This window comes from Citrobacter sp. Cpo012, assembly GCF_030333015.1.
GTDB classification, from domain to species: Bacteria; Pseudomonadota; Gammaproteobacteria; order Enterobacterales; family Enterobacteriaceae; genus Citrobacter; species Citrobacter portucalensis.
The window spans coordinates 311891-335567 of record NZ_JAOWGR010000041.1 but is presented as its reverse complement, the minus strand read 5'-3'; the positions used below and the strand labels follow the sequence as shown (position 1 = coordinate 335567).

Annotated in this window: 19 protein-coding genes; 11 read left to right on the top strand and 8 right to left on the bottom strand. The window is 53.9% G+C overall.

The window, feature by feature from the left end:
* Positions 1–145 precede the first annotated feature (145 nt).
* The 9 genes from OGX90_RS17725 (at position 146) to OGX90_RS17685 (ending at position 10353) form a co-directional block, all read left to right on the top strand.
* Positions 146–1528, top strand: coding sequence for a glycoside-pentoside-hexuronide family transporter (locus OGX90_RS17725; RefSeq protein ID WP_103014665.1), 1383 nt, complete (start codon positions 146–148; stop codon positions 1526–1528).
* 10 nt (positions 1529–1538) lie between these two features.
* Positions 1539–3857: an alpha-xylosidase gene (yicI, locus tag OGX90_RS17720; RefSeq protein ID WP_286624399.1), complete on the top strand. Its 2319-nt coding sequence runs from the start codon at positions 1539–1541 to the stop codon at positions 3855–3857.
* Between the two features lie 456 nt (positions 3858–4313).
* Complete coding sequence (locus tag OGX90_RS17715; protein ID WP_204558687.1) at positions 4314–5867, top strand: BglG family transcription antiterminator; 1554 nt, start codon at positions 4314–4316, stop codon at positions 5865–5867.
* 26 nt (positions 5868–5893) lie between these two features.
* Positions 5894–6364, top strand: coding sequence for a PTS sugar transporter subunit IIA (locus OGX90_RS17710; RefSeq protein WP_128316420.1), 471 nt, complete (start codon positions 5894–5896; stop codon positions 6362–6364).
* 19 nt (positions 6365–6383) lie between these two features.
* Entirely contained in the window at positions 6384–6704 is a 321-nt protein-coding gene (locus tag OGX90_RS17705) for a PTS fructose transporter subunit IIB (RefSeq protein WP_003827230.1), read from the top strand.
* 26 nt (positions 6705–6730) lie between these two features.
* Positions 6731–7822, top strand: a complete 1092-nt coding sequence (locus OGX90_RS17700; protein ID WP_003827232.1) for a PTS fructose transporter subunit IIC — start codon at positions 6731–6733, stop codon at positions 7820–7822.
* An 11-nt stretch (positions 7823–7833) separates the two neighbouring features.
* Complete coding sequence (locus OGX90_RS17695; RefSeq protein WP_234692484.1) at positions 7834–8685, top strand: class II fructose-bisphosphate aldolase; 852 nt, start codon at positions 7834–7836, stop codon at positions 8683–8685.
* Between the two features lie 80 nt (positions 8686–8765).
* Positions 8766–9626 (top strand): ketose-bisphosphate aldolase, encoded by an 861-nt coding sequence (locus OGX90_RS17690; RefSeq protein ID WP_003024018.1) that lies wholly within the window; start codon positions 8766–8768, stop codon positions 9624–9626.
* Between the two features lie 49 nt (positions 9627–9675).
* The gene (locus OGX90_RS17685; protein WP_057066889.1) at positions 9676–10353 is read left to right on the top strand and encodes a D-lyxose/D-mannose family sugar isomerase; all 678 of its coding nucleotides are present in this window, start codon (positions 9676–9678) and stop codon (positions 10351–10353) included.
* 42 nt (positions 10354–10395) lie between these two features.
* On the opposite strand, the gene OGX90_RS17680 is transcribed toward OGX90_RS17685, so the two are convergent.
* Both OGX90_RS17680 and xanP read right to left on the bottom strand, forming a co-directional pair.
* Positions 10396–12105, bottom strand: a complete 1710-nt coding sequence (locus OGX90_RS17680; protein ID WP_048237020.1) for an AsmA family protein — start codon at positions 12103–12105, stop codon at positions 10396–10398.
* Between the two features lie 121 nt (positions 12106–12226).
* Positions 12227–13618, bottom strand: a complete 1392-nt coding sequence (gene xanP, locus OGX90_RS17675; RefSeq protein WP_234692485.1) for a xanthine/proton symporter XanP — start codon at positions 13616–13618, stop codon at positions 12227–12229.
* 225 nt (positions 13619–13843) lie between these two features.
* Here xanP and gltS point away from each other — a divergent pair, with 225 nt between their 5' ends.
* The gene (gene gltS, locus OGX90_RS17670; RefSeq protein ID WP_003024029.1) at positions 13844–15049 is read left to right on the top strand and encodes a sodium/glutamate symporter; all 1206 of its coding nucleotides are present in this window, start codon (positions 13844–13846) and stop codon (positions 15047–15049) included.
* 42 nt (positions 15050–15091) lie between these two features.
* Here gltS and recG read toward each other — a convergent pair whose 3' ends face one another.
* Genes recG through gmk form a run of 5 tightly spaced genes read right to left on the bottom strand, consistent with a single transcriptional unit; the run spans position 15092 to position 20959 of the window.
* Positions 15092–17173 carry an ATP-dependent DNA helicase RecG gene (gene recG / locus OGX90_RS17665; protein ID WP_133087150.1) on the bottom strand — a complete coding sequence of 694 codons (2082 nt, stop codon included), beginning with the start codon at positions 17171–17173 and terminating at the stop codon, positions 15092–15094.
* A gap of 5 nt (positions 17174–17178) precedes the next feature.
* Positions 17179–17868 carry a tRNA (guanosine(18)-2'-O)-methyltransferase TrmH gene (gene trmH / locus OGX90_RS17660; RefSeq protein WP_032945382.1) on the bottom strand — a complete coding sequence of 230 codons (690 nt, stop codon included), beginning with the start codon at positions 17866–17868 and terminating at the stop codon, positions 17179–17181.
* 4 nt (positions 17869–17872) lie between these two features.
* Complete coding sequence (gene spoT, locus OGX90_RS17655) at positions 17873–19987, bottom strand: bifunctional GTP diphosphokinase/guanosine-3',5'-bis pyrophosphate 3'-pyrophosphohydrolase (RefSeq protein ID WP_003024038.1); 2115 nt, start codon at positions 19985–19987, stop codon at positions 17873–17875.
* 18 nt (positions 19988–20005) lie between these two features.
* Positions 20006–20281, bottom strand: a complete 276-nt coding sequence (gene rpoZ, locus OGX90_RS17650) for a DNA-directed RNA polymerase subunit omega (RefSeq protein WP_000135058.1) — start codon at positions 20279–20281, stop codon at positions 20006–20008.
* A gap of 54 nt (positions 20282–20335) precedes the next feature.
* Positions 20336–20959 carry a guanylate kinase gene (gene gmk / locus OGX90_RS17645; RefSeq protein WP_003024042.1) on the bottom strand — a complete coding sequence of 208 codons (624 nt, stop codon included), beginning with the start codon at positions 20957–20959 and terminating at the stop codon, positions 20336–20338.
* A 261-nt stretch (positions 20960–21220) separates the two neighbouring features.
* On the opposite strand from gmk, the gene ligB reads away from it, so the two are divergent.
* Positions 21221–22900 (top strand): NAD-dependent DNA ligase LigB, encoded by a 1680-nt coding sequence (ligB, locus tag OGX90_RS17640; RefSeq protein ID WP_286589007.1) that lies wholly within the window; start codon positions 21221–21223, stop codon positions 22898–22900.
* Here ligB and OGX90_RS17635 read toward each other — a convergent pair.
* The gene (locus tag OGX90_RS17635) at positions 22897–23514 is read right to left on the bottom strand and encodes a trimeric intracellular cation channel family protein (protein WP_003024049.1); all 618 of its coding nucleotides are present in this window, start codon (positions 23512–23514) and stop codon (positions 22897–22899) included. The genes ligB and OGX90_RS17635 overlap by 4 nt on opposite strands.
* Between the last annotated feature and the right edge of the window lie 163 nt (positions 23515–23677).

Sequence of the window (23677 nt, the reverse complement as noted above, 5' to 3'; positions counted from 1 at the left end):
GACACATTTTTTGACGCTACTCTGATCACAGAAAACAAGAATCGTAATTTGATAACGAGATATCGGAATACCCGCGCTCACAGGGATGGTTTACAAGAACTGTAACCGGTATCAGTGCGTGTGAAAGTGCTAACAAGGATGCGTAATGAAAAGTGAGATTTTGTCCGTTAAAGAGAAGATTGGCTACGGCATGGGCGATGCTGCCAGCCACATCATCTTTGATAACGTTATGTTATATATGATGTTCTTCTATACCGATATTTTTGGTATCCCGGCCGGTTTTGTCGGCACGATGTTCTTACTGGCTCGCGCGCTGGATGCTATCTCAGACCCTTGCATGGGACTGCTCGCCGACCGCACCCGTTCGCGCTGGGGGAAATTCCGCCCGTGGGTGCTGTTTGGCGCTCTGCCATTTGGTCTGGTCTGTGTGCTCGCCTACAGCACGCCGGATCTCAGCCTGCACGGCAAAATGATTTATGCCGCAATCACCTACACGCTGCTGACCCTGCTTTATACCGTGGTGAATATTCCCTACTGCGCGTTGGGCGGTGTGATAACCAATGACCCAACGCAGCGTATCTCCCTGCAGTCATGGCGCTTTGTGCTGGCGACGGCGGGCGGCATGCTCTCCACCGTGCTGATGATGCCGCTGGTGAATCTGATTGGCGGTGAAGATAAAGCGCTGGGCTTCCAGGGCGGGATTGCTGTGCTCTCGGTTGTGGCGTTCCTGATGCTGGCATTTTGCTTCTTCACCACCAAAGAACGTGTGGAAGCGCCGCCGAGCAGCAACTCAATGCGTGAAGACCTGCGCGACATCTGGCAGAACGACCAATGGCGCATCGTCGGCCTGCTGACCATCCTCAACATCCTTGCCGTCTGCGTACGCGGCGGGGCGATGATGTATTACGTCACCTGGATTCTGGGTACCCCGGAAGTGTTTGTCGCCTTCCTCACCACCTATTGCGTCGGCAATCTTATCGGCTCTGCGCTGGCAAAACCGCTGACTGACTGGAAATGCAAAGTCAGCGTCTTCTGGTGGACGAACGCCCTGCTGGCGGTCGTCAGTCTGGCAATGTTCTTCGTGCCGATGCACGCCAACCTCACCATGTTCGCCTTCATCTTCGTGATTGGCGTACTGCATCAGCTCGTGACGCCAATCCAGTGGGTGATGATGTCCGACACCGTTGATTACGGCGAGTGGTGTAACGGAAAACGTCTGACGGGGATCAGCTTCGCGGGCACGCTGTTCGTGCTCAAGCTGGGTCTGGCGCTCGGCGGGGCGATGATCGGCTGGATGCTGGCGGGCGGCGGTTACGATGCCGCAGCGAAAACCCAGAACAGCGCCACCATTAGCATCATTATCGCATTGTTCACGATTGTCCCGGCTATTTGTTACCTGTTGAGTGCCGTGATTGCCAAACGCTTCTATACCCTGAAAACGCCGTATCTGACGGAAATCATGAGTCAGCTGGCTCAGGGTGCGCACCGCAATCAGCAGGATTTTTCGACGAAAGAATTACAGAACTAAGGAACCAACGATGAAAATTAGCGACGGAAACTGGCTGACGCAGCCTGGCCTGAATTTAACTCACCCGATTCAGGTATTCGAGGTCGAGCAACAGGGTAACGAGATGATTGTCTACGTTGCGCCGCGCGATGTGCGTGAACGTACCTGGCAACTGGATACTCCACTCTTCACCCTGCGCTTTTTCTCGCCACAGGAAGGCGTGGTGGGTGTGCGTATGGAACATTTCCAGGGCGCGTTGAATAACGGTCCGCACTATTCGCTGAACGTGCTGCAGGACGTCAACGTAGAGATACAAAACACCGCTGAATTTGCCGAACTGAAAAGCGGTAATTTGAGCGTGCGGGTCACTAAAGGTGAGTTCTGGTCGCTGGATTTCCTGCGTAACGGCGAACGTATTACCGGCAGCCAGCTGAAAAATAACGGCTACGTGCAGGACACCAACAGCGGGAAAAACTATATGTTTGAACGCCTGGATCTGGGCGTTGGCGAAACAGTGTACGGTCTGGGCGAGCGCTTTACTGCGCTGGTACGTAACGGCCAGACGGTGGAAACATGGAATCGCGATGGTGGCACCAGTACCGAGCAGTCTTACAAGAACATCCCGTTTTATCTCACCAACCGTGGTTACGGCGTGCTGGTAAACCATCCGCAGTGCGTGTCGTTTGAAATTGGCTCTGAGAAAGTGTCAAAAGTGCAGTTCAGCGTTGAAAGCGAGTATCTGGAATATTTCGTCATTGACGGCCCTACGCCGAAAGCGGTGCTGGATCGCTATACCCGCTTTACCGGTCGTCCGGCGCTGCCGCCAGCCTGGTCATTCGGTTTGTGGCTGACTACATCGTTCACCACTAATTACGATGAAGCGACGGTGAACAGTTTTATCGATGGGATGGCCGAGCGCAATCTGCCGCTGCACGTCTTCCATTTCGACTGCTTCTGGATGAAAGCCTTCCAGTGGTGCGACTTTGAGTGGGATCCGGTGACCTTCCCTGACCCGGAAGGCATGATCCGCCGCCTGAAAGAGAAAGGGCTGAAGGTCTGCGTATGGATAAACCCCTATATCGGCCAGAAATCCCCGCTGTTCAATGAACTGAAAGAGAAAGGTTATCTGCTCAAGCGCCCGGACGGCTCCCTGTGGCAATGGGATAAATGGCAGCCGGGCCTGGCGATTTATGACTTTACCAATCCTGAAGCCTGCGAGTGGTATGCCAACAAGTTGAAAGGTCTGGTGGATATCGGCGTTGATTGCTTCAAAACTGACTTTGGCGAACGCATTCCTACTGACGTTCAGTGGTTTGACGGTGCCGATCCGCAGAAAATGCACAACCATTATGCGTACATCTACAACGAACTGGTATGGAACGTGCTGAAAGAGACCGTCGGTGAAGAAGAGGCCGTGCTGTTCGCCCGTTCGGCCTCGGTCGGCGCGCAGCAGTTTCCGGTGCACTGGGGTGGTGACTGCTATGCCAACTATGAATCGATGGCCGAAAGTCTGCGTGGCGGGTTGTCCATCGGCCTGTCCGGCTTTGGCTTCTGGAGTCACGATATTGGCGGCTTTGAGAATACCGCCCCGGCGCACGTCTACAAGCGCTGGTGTGCGTTTGGGTTGCTCTCCAGCCACAGCCGCCTGCACGGTAGTAAATCCTACCGTGTTCCATGGGCGTACGATGATGAATCCTGCGATGTGGTGCGCTACTTCACTGAGCAGAAATGCCGCATGATGCCATACCTGTATCGCGAAGCGGCGCGCGCCAATGAACTCGGAACGCCGATGATGCGCGCAATGATGCTGGAGTTCCCGGACGATCCGGCATGTGATTATCTCGACCGCCAGTACATGCTGGGCGATAGCGTGATGGTTGCGCCGGTGTTTAGCGAGGCGGGTGATGTGCAGTTCTATCTGCCGGAAGGACGCTGGACGCATCTGTGGCGTAACGACGAGGTGGTGGGCAGCCGTTGGCATAAGCAGCAGCATGACTTCCTGAGTCTGCCGGTTTATGTGCGCGACAATACACTGCTGGCGCTGGGCTGCAACAACCAGAAGCCGGACTACGCCTGGCACGAAGGGACGGCGTTCCAGCTGTTCCATCTGCAGGAGGGTCGGGAGGCGATTTGTGAAGTCCCGGCGGCTGACGGTTCGGTTATCTTCACGCTGAAGGCGACGCGCACGGGTAATACCATCACCGTGCAAGGAAGTGGCGAAGCGCGTAACTGGACGCTGTGTCTGCGTAATATTACGCAGGTTAGCGGCGTGAAGGGCGGCTCGTCTGTGGGCAGTGAGTGGGGAACGGTTGTCACGCCGGATGCGGATGTGCTGACGATTACCCTGTAAGTAAATCTCAACGTGGGCTGGATGGCGATGCAATGCGTTTTATCCGGCCCACGCTGCGAGCAGCATTCCAGATCTGAAAACCCAAAATATCCTGAATTAAATTTTTAGCTCCCCATATTTGCGAGCGATATCACTCTGAATCCCACGAAAAATGTGATCTGCGCCGTAAATATCTCACTATTTCCCGTTTTTGTCTTATTTCTGTCCGGAATACAGGACACGATTTAGTATTGTTGGCGCATCGTAGTCCTCTTATATTTATCATCACGGATTACACGTGGAGCATAAATGCTTCTTTATAACCTAAATAATTCGAGTTGCAGGAAGGCGGCGACGCAGCGAATCCCCTGAACGTACATAAGTACGTGACTGGGGTGAGCGAGGAAAACCAACGCACATGCAGCTTGAAGTATGACGGGTATAGATATTTAATCTGGTATGTAATAAGGGTAAATAATGCAAATGATTACCTCGCGACAAAACAGATTATTAAAATTTCTTCTGTCTAAGAAGGAATATGTCACGCTGCTGAAAATTGCCGAATATTTATCTGTTTCAGAGAAAACTGTGCAGCGCGATCTGCGCTTACTGGAACCATGGTTATCAGAATGGAAAATAGCCATCGATAAACGTGCTGGTGCTGGGGTGATATTAAGTGCAGATAATATTACCGACCTTTTATATATGGACCAGTTATTAGGATCGGAGGGTGATGATGCTGACGGCATGATGAATAATTCACGGCGAGTCAAGATAGCTTCACAGTTATTAAGCGAAACGCCGCATGAAACGTCGATCAGTAAATTATCCGAACGTTATTTCATTAGTAGCGCATCGATTGTTAACGATCTGAAAGTAATTGAATCCTGGATTACCCCGTTGGGCCTGTCGTTGATTCGTAGTCAGAGCGGCACGCACATTGAAGGCAGCGAGAGCGGTGTGCGCCAGGCGATGGCATCGCTGATTAACGGTGTGATTAACCATAATGAACCCGGCAGCGTGATTTATTCACGCCTGGATCCGGGCAGTTATAAAGCGTTAGTGCATTACTTTGGCGAAGAAGACGTTTTATTTGTCCAGACGTTATTGCAGGAAATGGAGAACGACCTGTGCTGGTCGCTCGGCGAGCCTTATTACGTCAATATCTTTACCCATATTCTGATCATGATGTACCGCATCACGCGGGGCAATGCGCTTCCGAGAAAAGAAGAGAGCATCTCTACCTGTGATGAGAACATATTTTCCATTGCCAGTCGCATGATTCAGCATATCGAAAAACGCATTGCCCACCCGCTGCCGGAAGACGAAGTCTGGTTTATATATCAATACATTATCTCCTCGGGTGTGGTGATTGAAGAGCATAATGACGTGAGTGTGATTGGCCATATGCACTCCAGCGACGAAGCGCGTTTGATTACCCATCGGTTGATTGCCACCTTCGCCGAGATGGTCGACAGCGATCTTAGCCAGGACACGGCGCTGTATGACGGATTGCTGATCCACATTAAGCCGCTGATTAACCGACTGAACTACCAGATCCGCATTCGTAATCCGCTGCTGGAGGATATCAAAGGCGAGTTGCAGGATGTGTGGCGTCTGACCCAGTGTGCGGTGAATCGGGTGTTTAGCGGTTGGGGCGAGCGGGCCGTGTCGGAAGATGAAGTGGGATATTTAACCGTGCATTTTCAGGCCGCAATGGAGCGTCAGATAGCGCGTAAACGCGTACTACTGGTCTGTTCAACGGGTATCGGCACTTCTCACTTACTCAAAAGCCGTATTCTGCGCGCCTTTCCGGACTGGACTATCGTCGGCGTGGTGTCGGCAGGCAGCCTGCCCTCTGTACTGACGGACGATATTGAACTGGTGGTATCGACGATTAATTTACCCGCGGTTGCCATGCCGGTCGTGTATGTCACTGCCTTCTTCAATGATGCGGATATTAAGCGGGTAACAGAAACGGTTATTACGGAAAAATTACATCGGGCGACGTCGCTGGTCGTTGAAAATTAATGTCTGAACTCCATGAGGTATGATTGATGGACATCACGAAAATACTCAATACAAATCGCGTTATTTTGGACATGAAGGCTACAAGCAAAACGGAGGCTATTGAGGAACTGACGGATATTCTGCAAAAAGATGGAGCAATTAGCTGTCGTGAAACGTTTATTCAGGATGTCTGGCAACGTGAGTCAGAAGGCTCGACCGGCTTCGAAAACCATATTGCGATCCCGCACGGGAAATCCTCGGCGGTGGTCAATACCACGCTGGCGATTGGGCGTACCCGCGAGGATATTCCCTGGGAAACCCTGGATGGCAGCAACGTGCGCTGCATTATTCTGTTTGCCGTACGTCTTGAAGATCAAAACACCACCCATATTCGTCTGCTTTCGCAGGTTGCTGGCGCGTTGGCAGATGACGACATTATTGAACAACTATTAGTTGAAAGTAGTCCACAAAAAATTATTGAGCTTTTTAGCCAATATGCTGAATCCAATGTCTGCTAAATAAAATGTGGAGCATGTTATGAATATTGTTTGTGTTGCCGCCTGTACGGCGGGTATTGCGCACACCTATATTGCCCGTGAGAAGTTAATTAAAGGTGCTAAAGCGCTTGGTCATAATATAAAGGTTGAAACCCAGGGCACCATTGGCACAGAAAACGAACTGCTGACAGAGGATATTTCTGCGGCTGATGTCGTGATTCTTGCTGTCGATGTAAAAATAAAAGGGGAGGAGCGATTTTCAAACAAACGCATTGTGCGAGTAAAAACTGAAATCGTCATAAAATCGCCCATTCAGTTTCTTGAAAAGGTCGAAAAATCATTAGTTAATAATAACCAGTAGCGATCCTCATTCTGGAGGGGTTTCACATGAGTGAAAATAAAATTCCGCTATCTCAGGAAATAAAAAAACATTTATTAACGGGAATTTCGTGGATGATCCCGTTAATTGTCGCCGCCGGGATCTGTATTGCTCTCGGGCAAATACTTGGCGGCACTAACGTCGGTGAAAAAACAGGAACCATTCCCTGGATGCTCAACCAGATTGGCGGCTGGGGGATGGGGTTAATCGTACCGCTGATTAGTGCGGCGATTGCGTACTCCATTGCTGACCGTCCGGGATTCGCGCCGGGCCTGATTGTCGGCTTCGTCTGCGGAGAAATTCATACCGGTTTTATCGGTGGGATGCTGGGCGGATTTCTGGTCGGTTATACCGTCCTGCTGCTCAAGCGCTATATCCGTTTGCCGCAGTCGATGCAGGGGTTGATGCCCATCATGGTGCTGCCGGTACTGAGTACCGTTATCGGCGGCCTGTTGATGATGACGCTGATTGGCAAGCCGATTGCCTGGCTGCAGGACGCGTTGATTCATCTGCTGGAGTCCATGCAGGGCGGATCCCGCTTTCTGATGGGCGCTATCCTCGGTGCGATGGCGACATTCGACTTCGGTGGGCCGGTGAATAAAACCATGTCGCTGTTTGCTGACGGCATGTTGGTCAGCGGCGTGTACGGTCCGGAAGCGGTGAAGTTTGTTGGTTCGATGATCCCTCCATTTGGCATTACGCTCTCTTTCCTGCTGACGCGTCACAAGTACACCCGTGCGGAACGTGAGGCGCTGAAGGCCGCATTCCCGATGGGGATCTGCATGATTACCGAAGGGGTCATTCCGATTGCGGCGCGCGACCTGCTGCGCGTGGTGGGCTCCTGCGTGGTGGCCTCGGCGATTGCGGGTGGCCTGATTATGGTGTGGGGTGTCGAAAGCCCGGTACCGCACGGCGGCATGTTTGTGGTTCCGCTCTTTACGCATCCGCTGCTGTTTTGCCTGGCGCTGGGGATCGGTACGGTGATTTGTGGCGTCATGCTGTCGCTGTGGAAGAAACCGGTAACCGAGCGTGATGAAGAGTTTGACGAACTCAGCGATCAAAAGCTGAAAGACGAAGAAATCACCTTCACCCTGGAATAACCGGAGGCCGTATGTTTGCCGATATGAAAAGCATGGTGACCAAAGCCTGGTGCGAACAGTACGCGCTGCTGGCCATCAACTGTATTAACCTGGAAAGCGCCCGCGCAGCGGTGCGAGTGGCGGAGAAACACCGTGCGCCCATCATTCTGAATTTGTATCAGGGGCATCTGGAGCATTTTCCGGCCCCGATAGCGGCAGCGGTGGTCAAAACGCTGGCAGAGGAAGCCTCGGTACCGGTCGCGCTGGCGCTGGATCATGGAAAGGATCCTGTACGCATTCGCCAGGCTTTTCGCGCCGGATTCAGCGGCTTAATGATCGACGCCTCCGCCTTTGCGCTGGAGGAGAACATTCGCCAGACCCGGGCGGTGGTTGAGCTTGCCGCCAGCGTTTCTCTGTGCGTGGAAGGCGAGCTGGGTCATTTGGCCGATGCTCCGTGCTATGACCACGCCGCTAACGCTGATTTGATGACCCAGGTCGCCGACGTGGAACCCTTCATCCAACAGACCGGGATCGATTTGCTGGCGGTGTCGGTGGGTACGGCACACGGCATGTACGCGCCGGGTATCACTCCTGCTATTGATTTCCAGCGGCTGGAGGAAATAGCCCGGTTATCAACGGTGCCGCTGGCGCTGCATGGCGGCAGCGGAACGCCGTTTGACCAGCTACAGCGCTGCCCGACGTTTGGTGTCGCCAAGATAAACGTTGGTGCGGCGGTTTTCGAAGCCGGAAAGGCTGCGCTACTGCATACCCTGTGTCGCGACACATCCGGTGAACTCGTTGATGCCCTGGCCCTGATGGAACAGGCCTGCGAGGAAGCCATTATTCCGTACCTGCAGGCCAGCGGCGCTATCGGCAAAGCCTGATTCATTTTCTGTAACGCCTTCTATGCCTCTGCGATGACGCACTGGCAGGGCTTTCTACACCCTGAAACTGGAGAATTAACATGTTAGTTTCGATGAAAGAATTACTGCAACCTACCCGTCAGCACGGTTTTGCCATCGGCGCATTCAACGTGGCGGACAGCTGCTTTGTACGCGCAGTAGTGGAAGAAGCGGAAGCGACCAATACCCCGGCGATTATCTCCATTCACCCCAGCGAACATGATTTTGTCGGCGATGCGTTTTTTAGCTATGTCCGTGATATCACCCTGCGCAGCCCGGTTCCCTTTACTCTGCATCTGGACCACGGCGCTTCGGTTGAGCATGTCCTGCGGGCGATTCAGTGTGGGTTTACCTCGGTGATGATTGATGGCTCGCTGCTACCATATGAAGAGAACGTGGCGCTGACCCGCGAAGTGGTCAAACTGGCGCATGCGGTAGGTGTTTCGGTGGAAGGGGAGTTGGGAACGATTGGCCAGACCGGGACGTCAGTGGAAGGCGGCGTGTCGAAGGTTACTTATACCGATCCTGCTCAGGCAGAGGATTTTATCGCCCGAACGGGTGCAGACACGCTGGCGGTGGCGATTGGAACCGCGCACGGGATCTACCCGAAAGGGATGCAGCCAGAGCTGCAAATGAACATCCTGCGCGATATCGCTGGACGTGTGGATATTCCGCTGGTGCTGCACGGTGGTTCCGCGAACCCGGATGCGGAAATTGCCGAATCCGTGACGCTGGGCGTTGGCAAAATCAACATTTCCAGCGATATGAAATACGCCTACTTCCAGAAAGTCCGCGAAATCCTGGCGAAAGAAACCTGGTGGGACCCGAACGTAATCTACCCGGAAGCCATTAGCGCCGCGCGGGACGTGATCCGCCACAAAATGAAACTGTTCGGTTCAACCGGCAAAGCATCACTTTACTAACGGCATGCAGGCGGGGCGACCCGCCTCTTTCGCAACAAGGAAAAGTGGAATGAAGCGTTCACACATTAATTATGCCGTCGATAAAGCGCATGCCATCGCTGAGACTTTTCGGGTCTGTCTGCCTGATTTTGCGTATTTTACGGTCGATGCCTGGCGGCAACAGGATCAAACTCTGTGGCGTGAAGTGCGCGATCTCCAGTTGGGCTGGGATATTACCGACTTCGGGCACGGAGATTTTGCGCAAACAGGGCTGACGTTACTAACGTTGCGCAATGGTCTGATGGGGTCAGCGGATTACCCCAAACCGTATGCCGAAAAGATGCTGCAAATTCAGCAGGATCAGCAAACGCCATGGCATTTTCATCGCCATAAAATGGAAGATATCGTTAATCGCGGCGGCGGTGATTTATGTATGCAGCTGGCGTGGGCCACGCCTGATGATGAGTATGACGCCCGACGCGTTGTTGAGGTTAGCGTGGATGGTCAGCGGCGTACAATTAACGCTGGCGAGACGCTGGTATTGAAACCGGGACAAGGAGTGTGTCTGCCGCCGCGCTTGTATCATCGCTTTTGGGCGGAGAAGGCGTTTGTGCTGGGCTGGGAAATCTCGATGGTCAATGACGACCAGCATGACAACCACTTTCTGGAACCTGGCGATCGCTTCCCGGTGATTGAAGAAGACGAGCCGGTGAAATGGCTGTTGTGCAGTGAATATATTCGCTTATGAGCGTGAGTAGGCCCGGTAAGCGAAGCGCCACCGGGCAATAAATCATTGTGCAGGTGGTGGTGCAGTGACTTCACTCCCCGAAACCACGCCAGCCTGCATGGTTTGCGTTACCTGCTGTTTCTCCACGTTCACCGCATGCAGCTGACCGTTGACCGTTGGCTTGAGAGGCGCATCGGCCTGAATATTGCCGCTGGCGGTAAGCTGGATGTTGCCATCGCCGGAAAGCGGCAGTGCGGGCCAGCCCCACTGCTGCAGGATCGTCATTGGCACGCCGCGCCCGTTCAGGCTGACCTGCGTCTGGCGCTGAGGTAGCTGCGAAATGCTGGCAGTGGCCTCCAGCAGTCCTTTTTCCGTATAGGCGCTCAGTTCGCTGATATTGATGGTGCTGCTGTTTGCCGTTAGCGCCAGAGAAGGACGACGCACATCCGTACGGTTAAAGGTGGCTGCGGCAGCGTTGAGGGTGGCGCTCCCGCTCCAGATCCCCCACTGATTGTTCTGTACCAGCCCGAGGTTAGCGCCGTAGCCGTCCAGCGCGGTGAGCTGCCACGGGAAATTCGGGTCGATATCTATCACCAGATTACGGCTGGCACTGAATTTCTTCAGCGTCAGGCTGTTTAGCCACGCTGGCAGGGGTTTCATCCACAGCTGCTTCCAGTTTTCCGGCAGCGTGTATTCCAGACCAGCAATAGCGGCATCGTCAAGGACCAGCGCTTTGTTGCTGCGCATCCAGTTTCCGGATGTTCTGACCATACCGCCTTCCCAGCGGGTGGTGAACTGGCGCAGCGCAATGCCCTGTGGTGAGAACTCGGCGTTCAGAATCGGATCGAAGAAGTGCAGAGAGCCGTAAATAAACTCGCTGGCATTCATCGACAGTTTGCCTTCCTGAGTTTGCCAGTCGTCCTTGCTGAAGGTCATGTTGCGCAAGCTCAGATCGAGATCCGTCACCGCCCAGTCGGGGCCTTGCAGACGGGCATCCGTCACTTCCAGACGACCAATTTGCAGGGAAGGAATAGTGCTTAACGGGGCAAAAAAGTCGGCCAGCGATTTGTCGCTTTGCAGCCGGATATCGTTCAGGCGCAGATTCTCCACAACCCAGCTCCCGTCGGCATTGCGTTGCGCTACGCCGGTTAATGCCCCACGCGCCACGTCAGCGCCAATATTGCTTAGCGTCACCCGGTCATGGTCGATGCTGCCTTCAATCAAGACGTTGGTAGTTGGAACATCGTTGAGCGTCAACGAACTGGCGCTGAGCTGAATTTGCGCTTTGCTCCCGAGAATTTTACCTGCCTCAGGGCTCCAGGGAATGACGCCGCCGTTAACGCGCTGGGCGCTGAGGTTCCACTCGCTGCCGGGGCTGTTAAGCGCCATATCCTGCAATTGCAGGCGATCGGCCTGGAACGGTAGCGGCGCGGTTTGCTGGGAAAGATTCAGCGTGCCGTTTTGCAACAAAATGGTGTCTACGTGCAGCGGGTCGGTGATTTGGCGGCTACTCAGCCCAATATCGACCGTTTTAGCGACCAGCGTTGCGGGCTGACCATCCCGGCCAAAGGTGACGTTTTCCAGCAGAATATGGGAAGGGGAGGAAAACCGGTGATCGATGGCATCAAACGCCAGATGGTAGCTGCTGTTCTCCGAAACCCAGGCGCTGACGTGCTCTGCCCCCCAGCGGGTTTGCAGTAGAAAATAAAGGCCGAGAATCGCCACTGCAAGGGCGATCAGCACGTAAAGAAGCAGCTTTCCAATAAATTTCATGGTCTTCCATCCCGCGAAGTGCACATAGTCAAGTTATGCACGATTTAGGCGCAATGCTCAAGGCGGGAATGGTGAAAGAGCGTTACAGCGGCGTTGATTCAGAACCAACGCCGCATTTTGCTTATTGCTTTTCTGGCGGGAATACCAGATTCAGAACGATTGCGGTAATACCGCCAGCGGCGATACCGGAAGAGAGCAGGTTTTTCACCCAATCCGGGGCGAACTGGAGAATCAGCGGCTGCTGGGAAACACCCAGACCAACGGCCAGCGACAGCGCGATAATCAGAATCGCGCGGCGGTTCAACGGCTCGCGGGACACGATACGCACACCGGATGCTGCGATAGTACCGAACATCACCAGCGTTGCGCCGCCCAGTACCGGCTCAGGAATATGCTGTACAAAACCGCTGACTGCCGGGAACAGGCCCAGCGCGATCAGCATCAGAGCCACCACAAAACCAACGTAGCGGCTGGCAACGCCTGTTAACTGAATAACCCCATTGTTTTGGCCAAAACAGGAGTTCGGGAAGGTGTTGAACACGGCGGAAACAAACGAGTTCAGACCGTTCGCCAGCACGCCGCCTTTCAGGCGCTTCATATACAGCGGACCAGAAACCGGCTGCTCGGAGACATCAGAGGTAGCCGTAATATCGCCGATGGTTTCCAGTGACGTGATCATAAAGACCAGCATCAGCGGCAGCAGTAAACTCCAGTCGATGCCCAGGCCATAATACAGCGGCGTTGGCACCATCAGCAGGTCCTGGCTTACCGGTGCGGTATTTTGCGGCAGCATGCCCATAAACCAGGCCAGCAGATAGCCTGCCGCCATCGCAATCACCAATGACGCAACGCGCAGGTACGGGTTGCGTTGACGGTTAAGCAGGATGATTAGCGCCAGCACCACGCCTGCCAGCAGTAAATTCTTCGGCGCACCAAAGGTGTTGTCGCTCATTGCGGCATAGCCACCGCCAATCGATGTCAGACCCACCTGAATCAGCGACAGGCCGATAATCATCACTACCACCCCTGAGACCAGCGGAGTAATAATACGACGCGCCAGGTGCAGGACACGCGAGATAACCATCTCGGTGCAGCTTGCCAGCATCAGTGTACCGAACAGCGCCGCCATCATGGTTGGGACATCTGCGCCACCGGTTTTTAGCGCCGTACCGCCCATAATCAGTGGCGCAACAAAGTTAAAGCTGGTGCCCTGAATGGATAGCAGCCCTGAGCCGACCGGCCCCCAGGCTTTGATCTGAATGATAGAAGCCACGCCGGAGGCGAACAGCGACATACTGATAATGTGTTGAGTATCCTGAGCCGGTAAACCAAGCGCCTGGCAAATTAACAGAGCAGGGGTGATCACCGCGACGAACATGGCCAGCAGATGCTGGCAGGCGGCAAACAGGGTCTGGGCTAACGGGGGGCGATCTTCAAGACGGTAAATCAGTTCACTGTTGTGAGTCTGCGCAACCGGTTGCGCATTTGTTGACTCTACGGCGTTAACGGACATCAGAGGCAATCCCATGGTGGAAAAGCGGTGATTTTATCTGACCAGTGCAGAAAAGCAAACGTTTGCTAACAGGTATTCTTAATATTTAAAACGGATAAACAAACATTTTTATATAACTTTTCATCATTTTCTGCTTAAAATCCACTCCGAAAACTCAATAAGAGCTAAAAATCGGTCTGGAATGCATCGTGCGTGATTGTGCTAAACGCACTAATGGAGCTGTAAATGTTTTATCTCGATACGTTATCAACGCTGGTTGCGGCAACCCTTGTGTTGCTGCTGGGACGTAAGCTCGTCCAGTCTGTTTCCTTCCTGAAAAAATATACCATTCCCGAACCTGTTGCAGGCGGATTGCTGGTGGCGATTGCGCTGCTGGTGCTGAAAAAAAGCATGGGTTGGGAAGTGAACTTCGATATGACCCTGCGCGATCCGCTGATGCTGGCCTTTTTCGCCACTATCGGTCTGAACGCCAATATCGCCAGTCTGCGTGCTGGTGGCCGCGTGGTGGGTATTTTTCTGATTGTGGTTGTTGGCTTGTTGCTGATGCAAAACGCCATCGGTATTGGTATGGCGACCCTGCTGGGTCTGGACCCGCTGATGGGTCTGATCGCTGGCTCGATCACCCTCTCTGGTGGACACGGAACCGGGGCCGCGTGGAGCAAGCTGTTTATTGAACGTTATGGCTTCACCAATGCGACTGAAGTGGCGATGGCTTGCGCAACGTTTGGTCTGGTGTTGGGTGGGCTGATTGGCGGCCCGGTGGCACGCTATCTGGTCAAACACTCCACCACGCCAGACGGTATGCCGGACGATCAGGCTGTGCCGACCGCATTTGAAAAGCCGGACGTTGGGCGCATGATCACCTCGCTGGTGCTGATTGAAACCATTGCTCTGATCGCTATCTGTCTGACGGTGGGTAAAATCGTTGCGCAAATGCTGGTTGGAACAGTGCTGGAATTGCCGACCTTCGTCTGCGTCCTGTTTGTTGGGGTGATCCTCAGTAACGGTCTGGCGCTACTGGGCTTTTATCGGGTGTTCGAACGTGCGGTTTCTGTACTGGGTAACGTTAGTCTGTCGCTGTTTCTGGCGATGGCGCTGATGAGCCTGAAGCTGTGGGAACTGGCTTCACTGGCCTTGCCGATGCTGGCAATCCTGGTTGTGCAGACTATTTTCATGGCGCTGTACGCGATATTCGTCACCTGGCGCATGATGGGTAAGAACTACGATGCCGCCGTGCTGGCTGCTGGACACTGCGGTTTTGGCCTCGGCGCGACGCCGACGGCGATTGCCAACATGCAGGCGATTACCGAACGTTTTGGACCATCCCATATGGCGTTTCTGGTGGTGCCGATGGTGGGGGCGTTCTTTATCGATATCGTCAACGCGTTGGTGATTAAGCTGTATCTGCTGTTACCGATTTTCGCGCAATAACGGCTGTGCGGCGGGGTAACGTCCGCCGCCGCTATGAATTAACTACGCGTTGGAGTAGCGTTCGGTTTCCGGCATCCAGCGCTCTATCAGTGCCACGGCCTGTTGCGGATAACGTTCGTGAATATGGCGGGCAATGCGCTGAACTTCCGGGATAATCGCCTGATCGCGCAGTAAATCTGCGACCTTGAATTCTGCCGTTCCGGTCTGGCGAGTACCTAACAGCTCGCCGGGGCCGCGAATCTCTAAATCTTTTTGCGCAATTACGAACCCGTCGTTGCTGTCTCGCAGAACCTGCAGGCGTTTCTGCGCGGTTTTAGACAGCGGTGATTTGTAGAGCAGAACGCAGTGGGAGGCCACCGCGCCACGGCCTACGCGACCACGCAACTGGTGCAACTGGGCCAGACCTAAGCGTTCCGGGTTTTCAATAATCATCAGACTGGCGTTTGGCACGTCCACGCCCACTTCAATCACCGTGGTGGCAACCAGCAGATGCAGTTCACCCTGCTTAAAGGCCGCCATTACCGACTGCTTCTCGGCGGGCTTCATGCGCCCGTGTACCAGGCCAATATTGAGTTCTGGCAGCGCCAGTTTAAGCTCTTCCCACGTCGCTTCTGCCGCCTGAGCTTCCAACAAGTCAGACTCTTCAATCAGCGTACAGACCCAGTATGCTTGACGTCCTTCGTGGGTACAGGCGTTGCGCACGCGATCAATGATATCGCTGCGGCGGGTATCCGGAATGGCGACCGTAGTGACCGGCGTACGCCCCGGAGGGAGTTCGTCAATGACCGACGTGTCGAGGTCAGCATAGGCTGTCATCGCCAGGGTGCGCGGAATCGGCGTGGCGGTCATGATTAGCTGGTGTGGGTGGAAACCCTGCTGCTGACCTTTCTCCCACAGCGCCAGACGCTGATGTACGCCGAAGCGGTGCTGTTCGTCGATGATAACCAGCGCCAGCCCGTTGAACTGCACCTGTTCCTGGAAAATCGCGTGCGTGCCGACAATCATCTGCACCTGACCGCTGGCGATAGCTTCCTGTTGCGCCAGACGCGCTTTACCTTTCTGCTTGCCCGCCAGCCAGCCCACTTCAACGCCCAGTGGCGCGAACCAGTTGCGGAAGTTATTCGCATGCTGTTCAGCCAATAGTTCGGTAGGAGCCATTAGCGCAACCTGCTTACCATGTGCGATAGCCCGCAGCGCGGCCAGCGCGGCAACCAGTGTTTTACCGGAGCCGACATCACCCTGTACCAGGCGCATCATCGGCACATCCAGTGCCATATCGCGTTCAATCTCAGCGGTAACACGGGCCTGTGCGCCAGTAGGTTTGAACGGCAATGCAGCCAGAAGCTTATCTTTTAGCGCGTTGTTAGCACTTAACGGCTGGGCGTGAAAACGCTGTGCCCCGGCGCGTAGTGCCAGCATGCTGAGATTATGTGCCAGCAGTTCTTCGAGAATCAGACGTCGTTGCGCCGGATGTTGTCCGGTTTCCAGATCGCTGAGTTGCAGCGAAGGTGGGGGGCGGTGCAATGTGCGCAGTGCTTCGGGTAGGCTCATCATGCCCTGTAACAGCTCTGGCGGCAGCAGTTCGGCAATGGCGCAGGTATCGAGCAGATCCAGTGCCTGATCGGTCAGCTTGCGCAGCGTAGCCTGCTTCACACCTTCGGTGGTTGGATATACTGGTGTGAGTGTTTCCTGCAATTCTGGCGTGCTGAGATCGCCTTGTACGCGGTATTCCGGGTGAATCATCTCTGCGCCATATTTCCCGCGTTTGGCTTCGCCGTAGGCCAGTACCCTACGCCCGGTAGCAAGGCTGTTTTTCATCGCTGCGCTGAAGTTGAAAAAGCGCATGGTGAGAATCCCCGAGCCATCGCTGATTTGACAGGTCATCATCCGGCGGCCGCCGAAGGTGATATTGCAGTTCAGCACTTCGCCTTCAACGGTGGCATAGACACCCGGCAGCAGTTCGCCAATTGGGTATAGATGGGTACGGTCTTCGTAACGCAAAGGGAGGTGGAGTAGGAGGTCCTGCACGGTGTGCAGGCCAATTTTAGCCAGTTTACTGCTTTGCGCTGCGCCAACGCCGGTCAGAGAGTTGAGTGGGATGGCATCCAGTAAACGGCCTTTCATCGCGTTTATCTCGCAGATTGCATAGTGGCCCACCACGTTGCATCGGCTTCAATTTCGCCCTGCGTGTTTACGTGAGGGTAGGGAAGACCTTTGCGCTTAGCGACATTCGCCAGCACCGGATAACCGCCTTCAAACAGTAAGCGCTGCTGCTCTTCTTGTGGCAGCATGCTGTTTTCTCGTCGGTACATCCCCGCGTTTTGCCGCTGGCGCTGTGCTTCGTACAGAATCAGCGCGGAGGCGACAGAAACGTTCAGTGACTGCACCATGCCAGTCATGGGAATGATGATGTCCTGATCAGCCAGATCCAATGCTTCCTGAGTGATGCCGGTTTTCTCCTGGCCCATCAGGATGCAGGTGGGGCGCGTGTAATCAATCTCGCGAAAATCCACGGCTTTATCTGACAGATGGGTTGCCAGGACCTGCATACCCCGGCTTTTTAAATGTGTGACCGCATCGCCAATGGTAAGGTGAGTTTTCACCTGTACCCAACTGTTGCTGCCTGCGGCAGAAGAGGCCATGGTGCGCATACGGCTACCCGGCCAGACGGCGTGGACTTCATGCACGCCGACCGCATCTGCAGTACGAATAATCGCAGAAACGTTATGAGGTTTGTGAACCTGCTCCATGCAGACGGTCAGATCGGGCTGACGACGTGCGAGCATCTCGCGGATACGTGCATAGCGCTGTTCATTCATAAGACTAGTTTCGGTTACGGGTGACTTTTATCACGTCCGGCATGACGCGGATTTTGCGCATGATATTCGCCAGGTGCACGCGATCGCGGGCGGTCAGGCGAATAAAGGCGCTATAAACGCGGCCATCTTTCTCTTCCGTATTCAGACTTTGAATATTGGAGGTGGTCGTGTTGATTGCCGCCGTCAGGTTCGCCAGAGCACCCTGGTGGTTAAACATATCCACCTTAATCTCGGTGATGAATTCCTGCTCCGTCTCTTTATCCCATTCCACCGCCATAAACTTCTCTGGCTCTTTCTGGTAGCCACGAATATTACGGCAGGACTCATGGTGGATCACCAGACCTTTACCCGGACTGACGTGGGCAATGATTGGATCGCCTGGAATTGGACGACAGCATTTCGCGAAGGTGATCAGCACGCCGTCTGCGCCTTTGATTGGCAGATGACCATGGCCAGATTGTGCTGGTACGTTCGCTGTTGCTTCGCCCTGCTGGAGGTTTTTCGCTACCACCACGCTCATGGCGTTACCCAGACCGATTTCTGCGAGCAGATCGTCAAGCGTGGCGAGCTTCATACGCTCAAGCTCACGCTGGATGCTCTCTGGGGGGATCTCAGCCAGTTTACGGCTACCGCCCAGGGCATGGTTGAGCAGTCGACGACCCAGACTGACGGAATCATCGCGCTTGAGGTTTTTCAACAGTTGGCGAATCTTGGCGCGCGCTTTCGAACTGACGACGAAGTTTAGCCACGCTGCGTTCGGACGTGCGCCCGGCGCGGTGATAATCTCAACGGTCTGGCCGCTAAAGAGCGGTTGTGAAAGCGGGTAAGGCTGTCTGTCGACGCGCGCGCCGACGCAGGCGTGACCGATATCGGTATGCACAGCGTAGGCGAAGTCGACAGGCGTTGCACCGGCGGGCAGTTCGACAATGCGCCCTTCCGGTGTGAAAACATAAATCTCATCCGGGAAGAGATCAGATTTGACGCTTTCAATAAATTCAAACGAGCTACCGGCGCTCTGCTGCAGTTCCAGCAAGCTTTGCATCCAGCGCTGAGCGCGGATTTGCGCAGTGGTGCTGCTTTCGCCGCCGTGCTCTTTGTAAGCCCAGTGCGCTGCGACACCCATCTCTGCCATCTGGTCCATGTCTTCAGTACGAATCTGTACTTCAACCGGGACGCCATGAGGGCCGATCATTGAGGTGTGCAAAGACTGATATCCGTTCGCTTTCGGAATGGCGATATAGTCTTTCACGCGACCAGGGCGTGGTTTGTACAGGCTGTGCATCTGGCCGAGTACGCGATAGCAGGTATCGGAATCATGAACGATGACGCGAAATGCGTAGATATCCATGATGGAGTGAAAACGCTGCTCTTTGAGCACCATTTTGCAGTAAATAGAGTACAGGTGCTTCTCACGCCCGCTTACGCGACACGGAATACCTGCCTCCTGCAAACGCCCTTCGATTTCCGAGAGGATTTTTTGGATCATCTCTTTGCGGTTGCCGCGAGCGGCTTTAACCACTTCTTTAATCACGCGATAGCGGTTTGGGTACAGCGCTTCAAAACCCAGCTCTTCCAGCTCGGTTTTAATGTGATGAATACCTAAACGGTGTGCCAGCGGACTATAGATTTCGAGGGTTTCACGGGCGATGCGGCGACGTTTGTCCGGGCGTAATGAGCCCAGCGTGCGCATGTTGTGGGTGCGGTCGGCAAGTTTGATGAGAATGACGCGGATATCCTGCACCATCGCCATAATCATCTTGCGAAAGTTTTCAGCTTGCGCCTCTTTCTTATCGCGAAACTTAAGCTTATCAAGTTTCGATACCCCTTCTACCAGCTCTGCAACGCTTTTACCAAAAAGCTGTTCCATGTCCTGATAGGTGGCTGGGGTATCTTCAATCACGTCATGCAGCAGCGCAGCCATCAGCGTTTCGTAGTCGAGTTTCATCTCGGCCAGAATGCAGGCTACCGCTACCGGGTGCGTGATATAGGGTTCACCGCTTGAACGTGTCTGGCCCTCGTGAGCGTCACGTGCAACGAGATACGCCTGCCGAAGACGCTTAATCTGGTCTTCCGGCAGGTAGTTTTGAATCAGTTGATTCAGGCTTTCAAACAGATACAAGGGCGACCCGCTTTGTGATTAACGACGACCTTCAGCAATAGCGGTAACGGCTTGTAATTCAGCGGCTTCCTGCTCTTGCTGTTCCTGGCGCTCACGCACGTCGAGGATCTGGTTGTTGATCAGACCTTCTTCGATTTCGCGCAGCGCGATAACGGTAGTTTTATCGTTTTCTTCCGGTACGAGCGGATCCTTTCCGCCTACCTGCATCTGACGAGCGCGACGCGCGGCGACCAGTACCAGGTCAAAACGGTTACCAATTTTCTCTACAGCGTCCTGAACAGTTACGCGTGCCATACTTAAAATGCTCCACAGGTGAAGAAATGACTGGGCATGATACTGAATGTGGGTTCAGTCTGCCAACAGTTTGCTGATTAAAGCGTCATGACGCTGCTTTTGGCGGCTCATGCGCAGACGTTCGGCGCGAATGATGGTTTTCAAATCGCCCAGGGCGGTGTCGAAATCATCATTCACAATAAGATAATCATATTCGGCGTAATGGCTCATTTCTGCAACAGCTTGCGCCATACGTTTCGCGATCACGTCTTCGCTATCCTGACCGCGGCCACGCAGGCGGCGGTCCAGCTCAATCTTAGACGGTGGCAAAATAAAAATACTGCGCGCATGCGGCATTTTTTCACGAATTTGCTGCGCACCTTGCCAGTCGATATCTAAAAAGACGTCTACGCCGGATGCTAATACTTGCTCAATGGTTTCACGCGAGGTGCCGTAGTAATTACCGAAAACCTCCGCGTGTTCCAGGAACGCGTCTCTGCCAATCATGGTTCTGAATTCATCATGGTTCACAAAGAAATAGTGTTCACCGTGCACTTCCCCCGGGCGCGGTGCGCGCGTGGTGTGCGAAACAGAAACCTGGGTGTCATACAACGGTTGGGTCTTTAATAAAGCCTGAATCAGGCTGGATTTACCCGCGCCACTGGGGGCAGAAACAATATAAAGCGTGCCTTGAGCCATGAGTATCTTAATGTATGTGATTGTCGAAAGAGAGCCTACATACGGGCTTATTATACACGTAGCCGCTATGTGACGTAGCCCTTGTCACACTTTTTGCGCATGTTTATTGCGTTTTGCGTACCAGTTTCCTGTTTTATCGGTGATTTGCAGCAATACATGCAAATGTCCGGAAAGCTGTTCGCAGGATGAATTTTTGCCGCTCTGTTTCTATTTCACTTCGCGCTATACCTGCCGGGAAACGTATCGTTCAGCGGAGATAGCATGGGATTATGGAAATGCATAGGGCTGGTTTTACTGGTGTGGCATTTACCTGCGTGGGCGGTATGCCCCGTCTGGTCGCCTGCCAGGGCAAACGAGGAAATTTCACGACTACAGCAGCAGATTACACAGTGGAATGACAGTTACTGGAAACAAGGGGAAAGTGCCGTAGACGACGGCGTTTATGACCAGCTCAATGCGCAACTAATTCAATGGCAGCGCTGTTTTGGCGATGAAGTCCCACCAGATCTGTCTGTGCCCCCAATAAGTGGCACCGTCTCGCATCCAGTTCCCCACACGGGCGTTCGAAAACTTGCTGATAAGCAAGCGCTACAGCAATGGATGCTCGCTCGCAGCGATCTCTGGGTGCAACCGAAGGTGGATGGCGTGGCGGTGACGTTAGTCTATCGCAATGGCAATCTGGTACGGGCGATTAGCCGTGGTAATGGCCTGAAAGGCGAAGACTGGACGCAAAAGGTTCTGCAGATCCCTTCCGTACCACATTCCACCAAGGGGAAACTCGCTAACAGTACGTTGCAGGGTGAGATATTTTTGCAGCAAGAGGGGCATATTCAGAAGCAGAGAGGGGGAATGAACGCCCGCTCGAAGGTTGCTGGATTAATGATGCGCCAGGGCAATCCGGAAATGTTACGCTCGCTGGCAATTTTTATCTGGGCCTGGCCTGATGGTCCGGCGGTCATGCCTGAAAGACTGGAGCAGCTCACGGCTGCCGGGTTCAGTTACACGCAACGTTATACTCACGCCGTGAAGAATGCGGATGAAGTCGAAAAGTTGCGCGCCAGGTGGTGGGGTTCAGCATTACCTTTTGTGACAGATGGTGTCGTGGTGCGAACGGCAAAAGAGCCACGGGCAAAGTATTGGCTACCCGGGCAGGGTGAGTGGCTGGCGGCGTGGAAATATCCTCCCGTGACGAGGGTATCTGAGGTTACTGGTATTCAGTTCTCCGTTGGTAAAAGCGGGAAAATTGCGGTGGTTGCATTGCTGACTCCCGTCATGCTGGATGATAAACGCGTACAGCGCGTCAATATTGGCTCCGTCCGACGCTGGAATGAATGGGATATCGCGCCTGGCGATCAGATTCTGGTGAGCCTGGCTGGACAAGGGATACCCCGTATAGACGAGGTGGTCTGGCGCAGCACTCAGCGTACTAAGCCAATACCCCCCGAGGGGCGCTTCAATTCATTAACCTGTTTTTATGCTACAGCGGAGTGCCAGGAACAGTTTGTTGCCAGACTGGTCTGGCTGGGCGGCAAAGAGGTGCTGGGGCTGGAGGGGATCGGCGAGGCGGGATGGCGAGAGCTCAACCAGGTGTATCGCTTTGAACATATCTTTTCCTGGCTTGGGTTAACTCAGGAACAGTTAGAGTCTGCACTTGGTGTAATCAAAGGGGAGAAGCTGTGGCATCAGTTCAACCTGTCGCGCGATCTCCCGTTCACGCGCTGGGTGATTGCCATGGGAATACCGTTAACACAGGCAACGCTAAATGCCAGCCGGGATGGTTCGTGGCAGCAATTAAAAGAACGCGATGAACAAAGCTGGCGGCAGCTTCCTTTCATGGGGGAACGGCGGGCACGGCAGGTTATTCAATGGCTGGAGGATCGAGAGGTCACAGCGCTGAGCAACTGGTTAGCTGCTCAGCGGATCGCGGGCTTTATGCCTTAATGGCCTTCGTGGCGATAGTAAAATACCGGCAGACCTAACTTCAGGCGCAGCGCCAGTAATCGGGCGGTAAAGCCGAAGAGCAGAGTAGAGATAACCACTACATCATGACTGGAGACATAATGCTGTAGCACGATGTACAACACAGCAGCGGCGAATGATACGCCAGCATACAGCTCTTTCTGGAACACTAATGGGATGCGTTTGCAGAACATGTCGCGTAATACGCCACCGAAGACGCCGGTCGTGACCGCAGCGACCACGGCGATAATCGGTCCATGGCCCATATCCAGTGCCACCTGAGCACCGATAATAGAAAAGACCACCAAGCCCAGCGCATCCAGTACGAGGAATATTTTGCGCAGATAGGGCATGACGGGAGCAATAATAGTGGTGAGTACCGCAGCGGTCGCCACGATAATGACGTATTCAGGGTGCTTTACCCAGCCAAGAGGATAGTGGCCGAGAAGAATATCGCGTACCGATCCGCCGCCAATGGCCGTCGCGGTGGCAATGATGATGACGCCAAATGTATCCATACGACGACGCCCAGCAGCAAGCGCACCGGTCATGGCTTCGGCAGTAATACCAATTAAATATAAAACGTGTAACAGCATGCATTCCCCCTGATTTGCTGGGGGCTAAGGTTAACGATTTGTGCGCCTTGTCACGATTGAGATTTTCTAAGGTGAAGTGATTTTAATAACTACAGCTAATGCTGGTTTGGTGAAAATGCGTGGTGATATGCGCTTTGTGTTATGAGCTTCAATAAAGAATGAT

Bases quoted from the DNA above. Each gene is read 5' to 3' on its own strand.
- OGX90_RS17725 (WP_103014665.1), top strand. From the start codon at position 146: ATGAAAAGTGAGATTTTGTCCGTTAAAGAGAAGATTGGCTACGGCATG.
- yicI (WP_286624399.1), top strand. From the start codon at position 1,539: ATGAAAATTAGCGACGGAAACTGGCTGACGCAGCCTGGCCTGAATTTA.
- OGX90_RS17715 (WP_204558687.1), top strand. From the start codon at position 4,314: ATGCAAATGATTACCTCGCGACAAAACAGATTATTAAAATTTCTTCTG.
- OGX90_RS17710 (WP_128316420.1), top strand. From the start codon at position 5,894: ATGGACATCACGAAAATACTCAATACAAATCGCGTTATTTTGGACATG.
- OGX90_RS17705 (WP_003827230.1), top strand. From the start codon at position 6,384: ATGAATATTGTTTGTGTTGCCGCCTGTACGGCGGGTATTGCGCACACC.
- OGX90_RS17700 (WP_003827232.1), top strand. From the start codon at position 6,731: ATGAGTGAAAATAAAATTCCGCTATCTCAGGAAATAAAAAAACATTTA.
- OGX90_RS17695 (WP_234692484.1), top strand. From the start codon at position 7,834: ATGTTTGCCGATATGAAAAGCATGGTGACCAAAGCCTGGTGCGAACAG.
- OGX90_RS17690 (WP_003024018.1), top strand. From the start codon at position 8,766: ATGTTAGTTTCGATGAAAGAATTACTGCAACCTACCCGTCAGCACGGT.
- OGX90_RS17685 (WP_057066889.1), top strand. From the start codon at position 9,676: ATGAAGCGTTCACACATTAATTATGCCGTCGATAAAGCGCATGCCATC.
- OGX90_RS17680 (WP_048237020.1), bottom strand. From the start codon at position 12,105: ATGAAATTTATTGGAAAGCTGCTTCTTTACGTGCTGATCGCCCTTGCA.
- xanP (WP_234692485.1), bottom strand. From the start codon at position 13,618: ATGTCCGTTAACGCCGTAGAGTCAACAAATGCGCAACCGGTTGCGCAG.
- gltS (WP_003024029.1), top strand. From the start codon at position 13,844: ATGTTTTATCTCGATACGTTATCAACGCTGGTTGCGGCAACCCTTGTG.
- recG (WP_133087150.1), bottom strand. From the start codon at position 17,173: ATGAAAGGCCGTTTACTGGATGCCATCCCACTCAACTCTCTGACCGGC.
- trmH (WP_032945382.1), bottom strand. From the start codon at position 17,868: ATGAATGAACAGCGCTATGCACGTATCCGCGAGATGCTCGCACGTCGT.
- rpoZ (WP_000135058.1), bottom strand. From the start codon at position 20,281: ATGGCACGCGTAACTGTTCAGGACGCTGTAGAGAAAATTGGTAACCGT.
- gmk (WP_003024042.1), bottom strand. From the start codon at position 20,959: ATGGCTCAAGGCACGCTTTATATTGTTTCTGCCCCCAGTGGCGCGGGT.
- ligB (WP_286589007.1), top strand. From the start codon at position 21,221: ATGGGATTATGGAAATGCATAGGGCTGGTTTTACTGGTGTGGCATTTA.
- OGX90_RS17635 (WP_003024049.1), bottom strand. From the start codon at position 23,514: ATGCTGTTACACGTTTTATATTTAATTGGTATTACTGCCGAAGCCATG.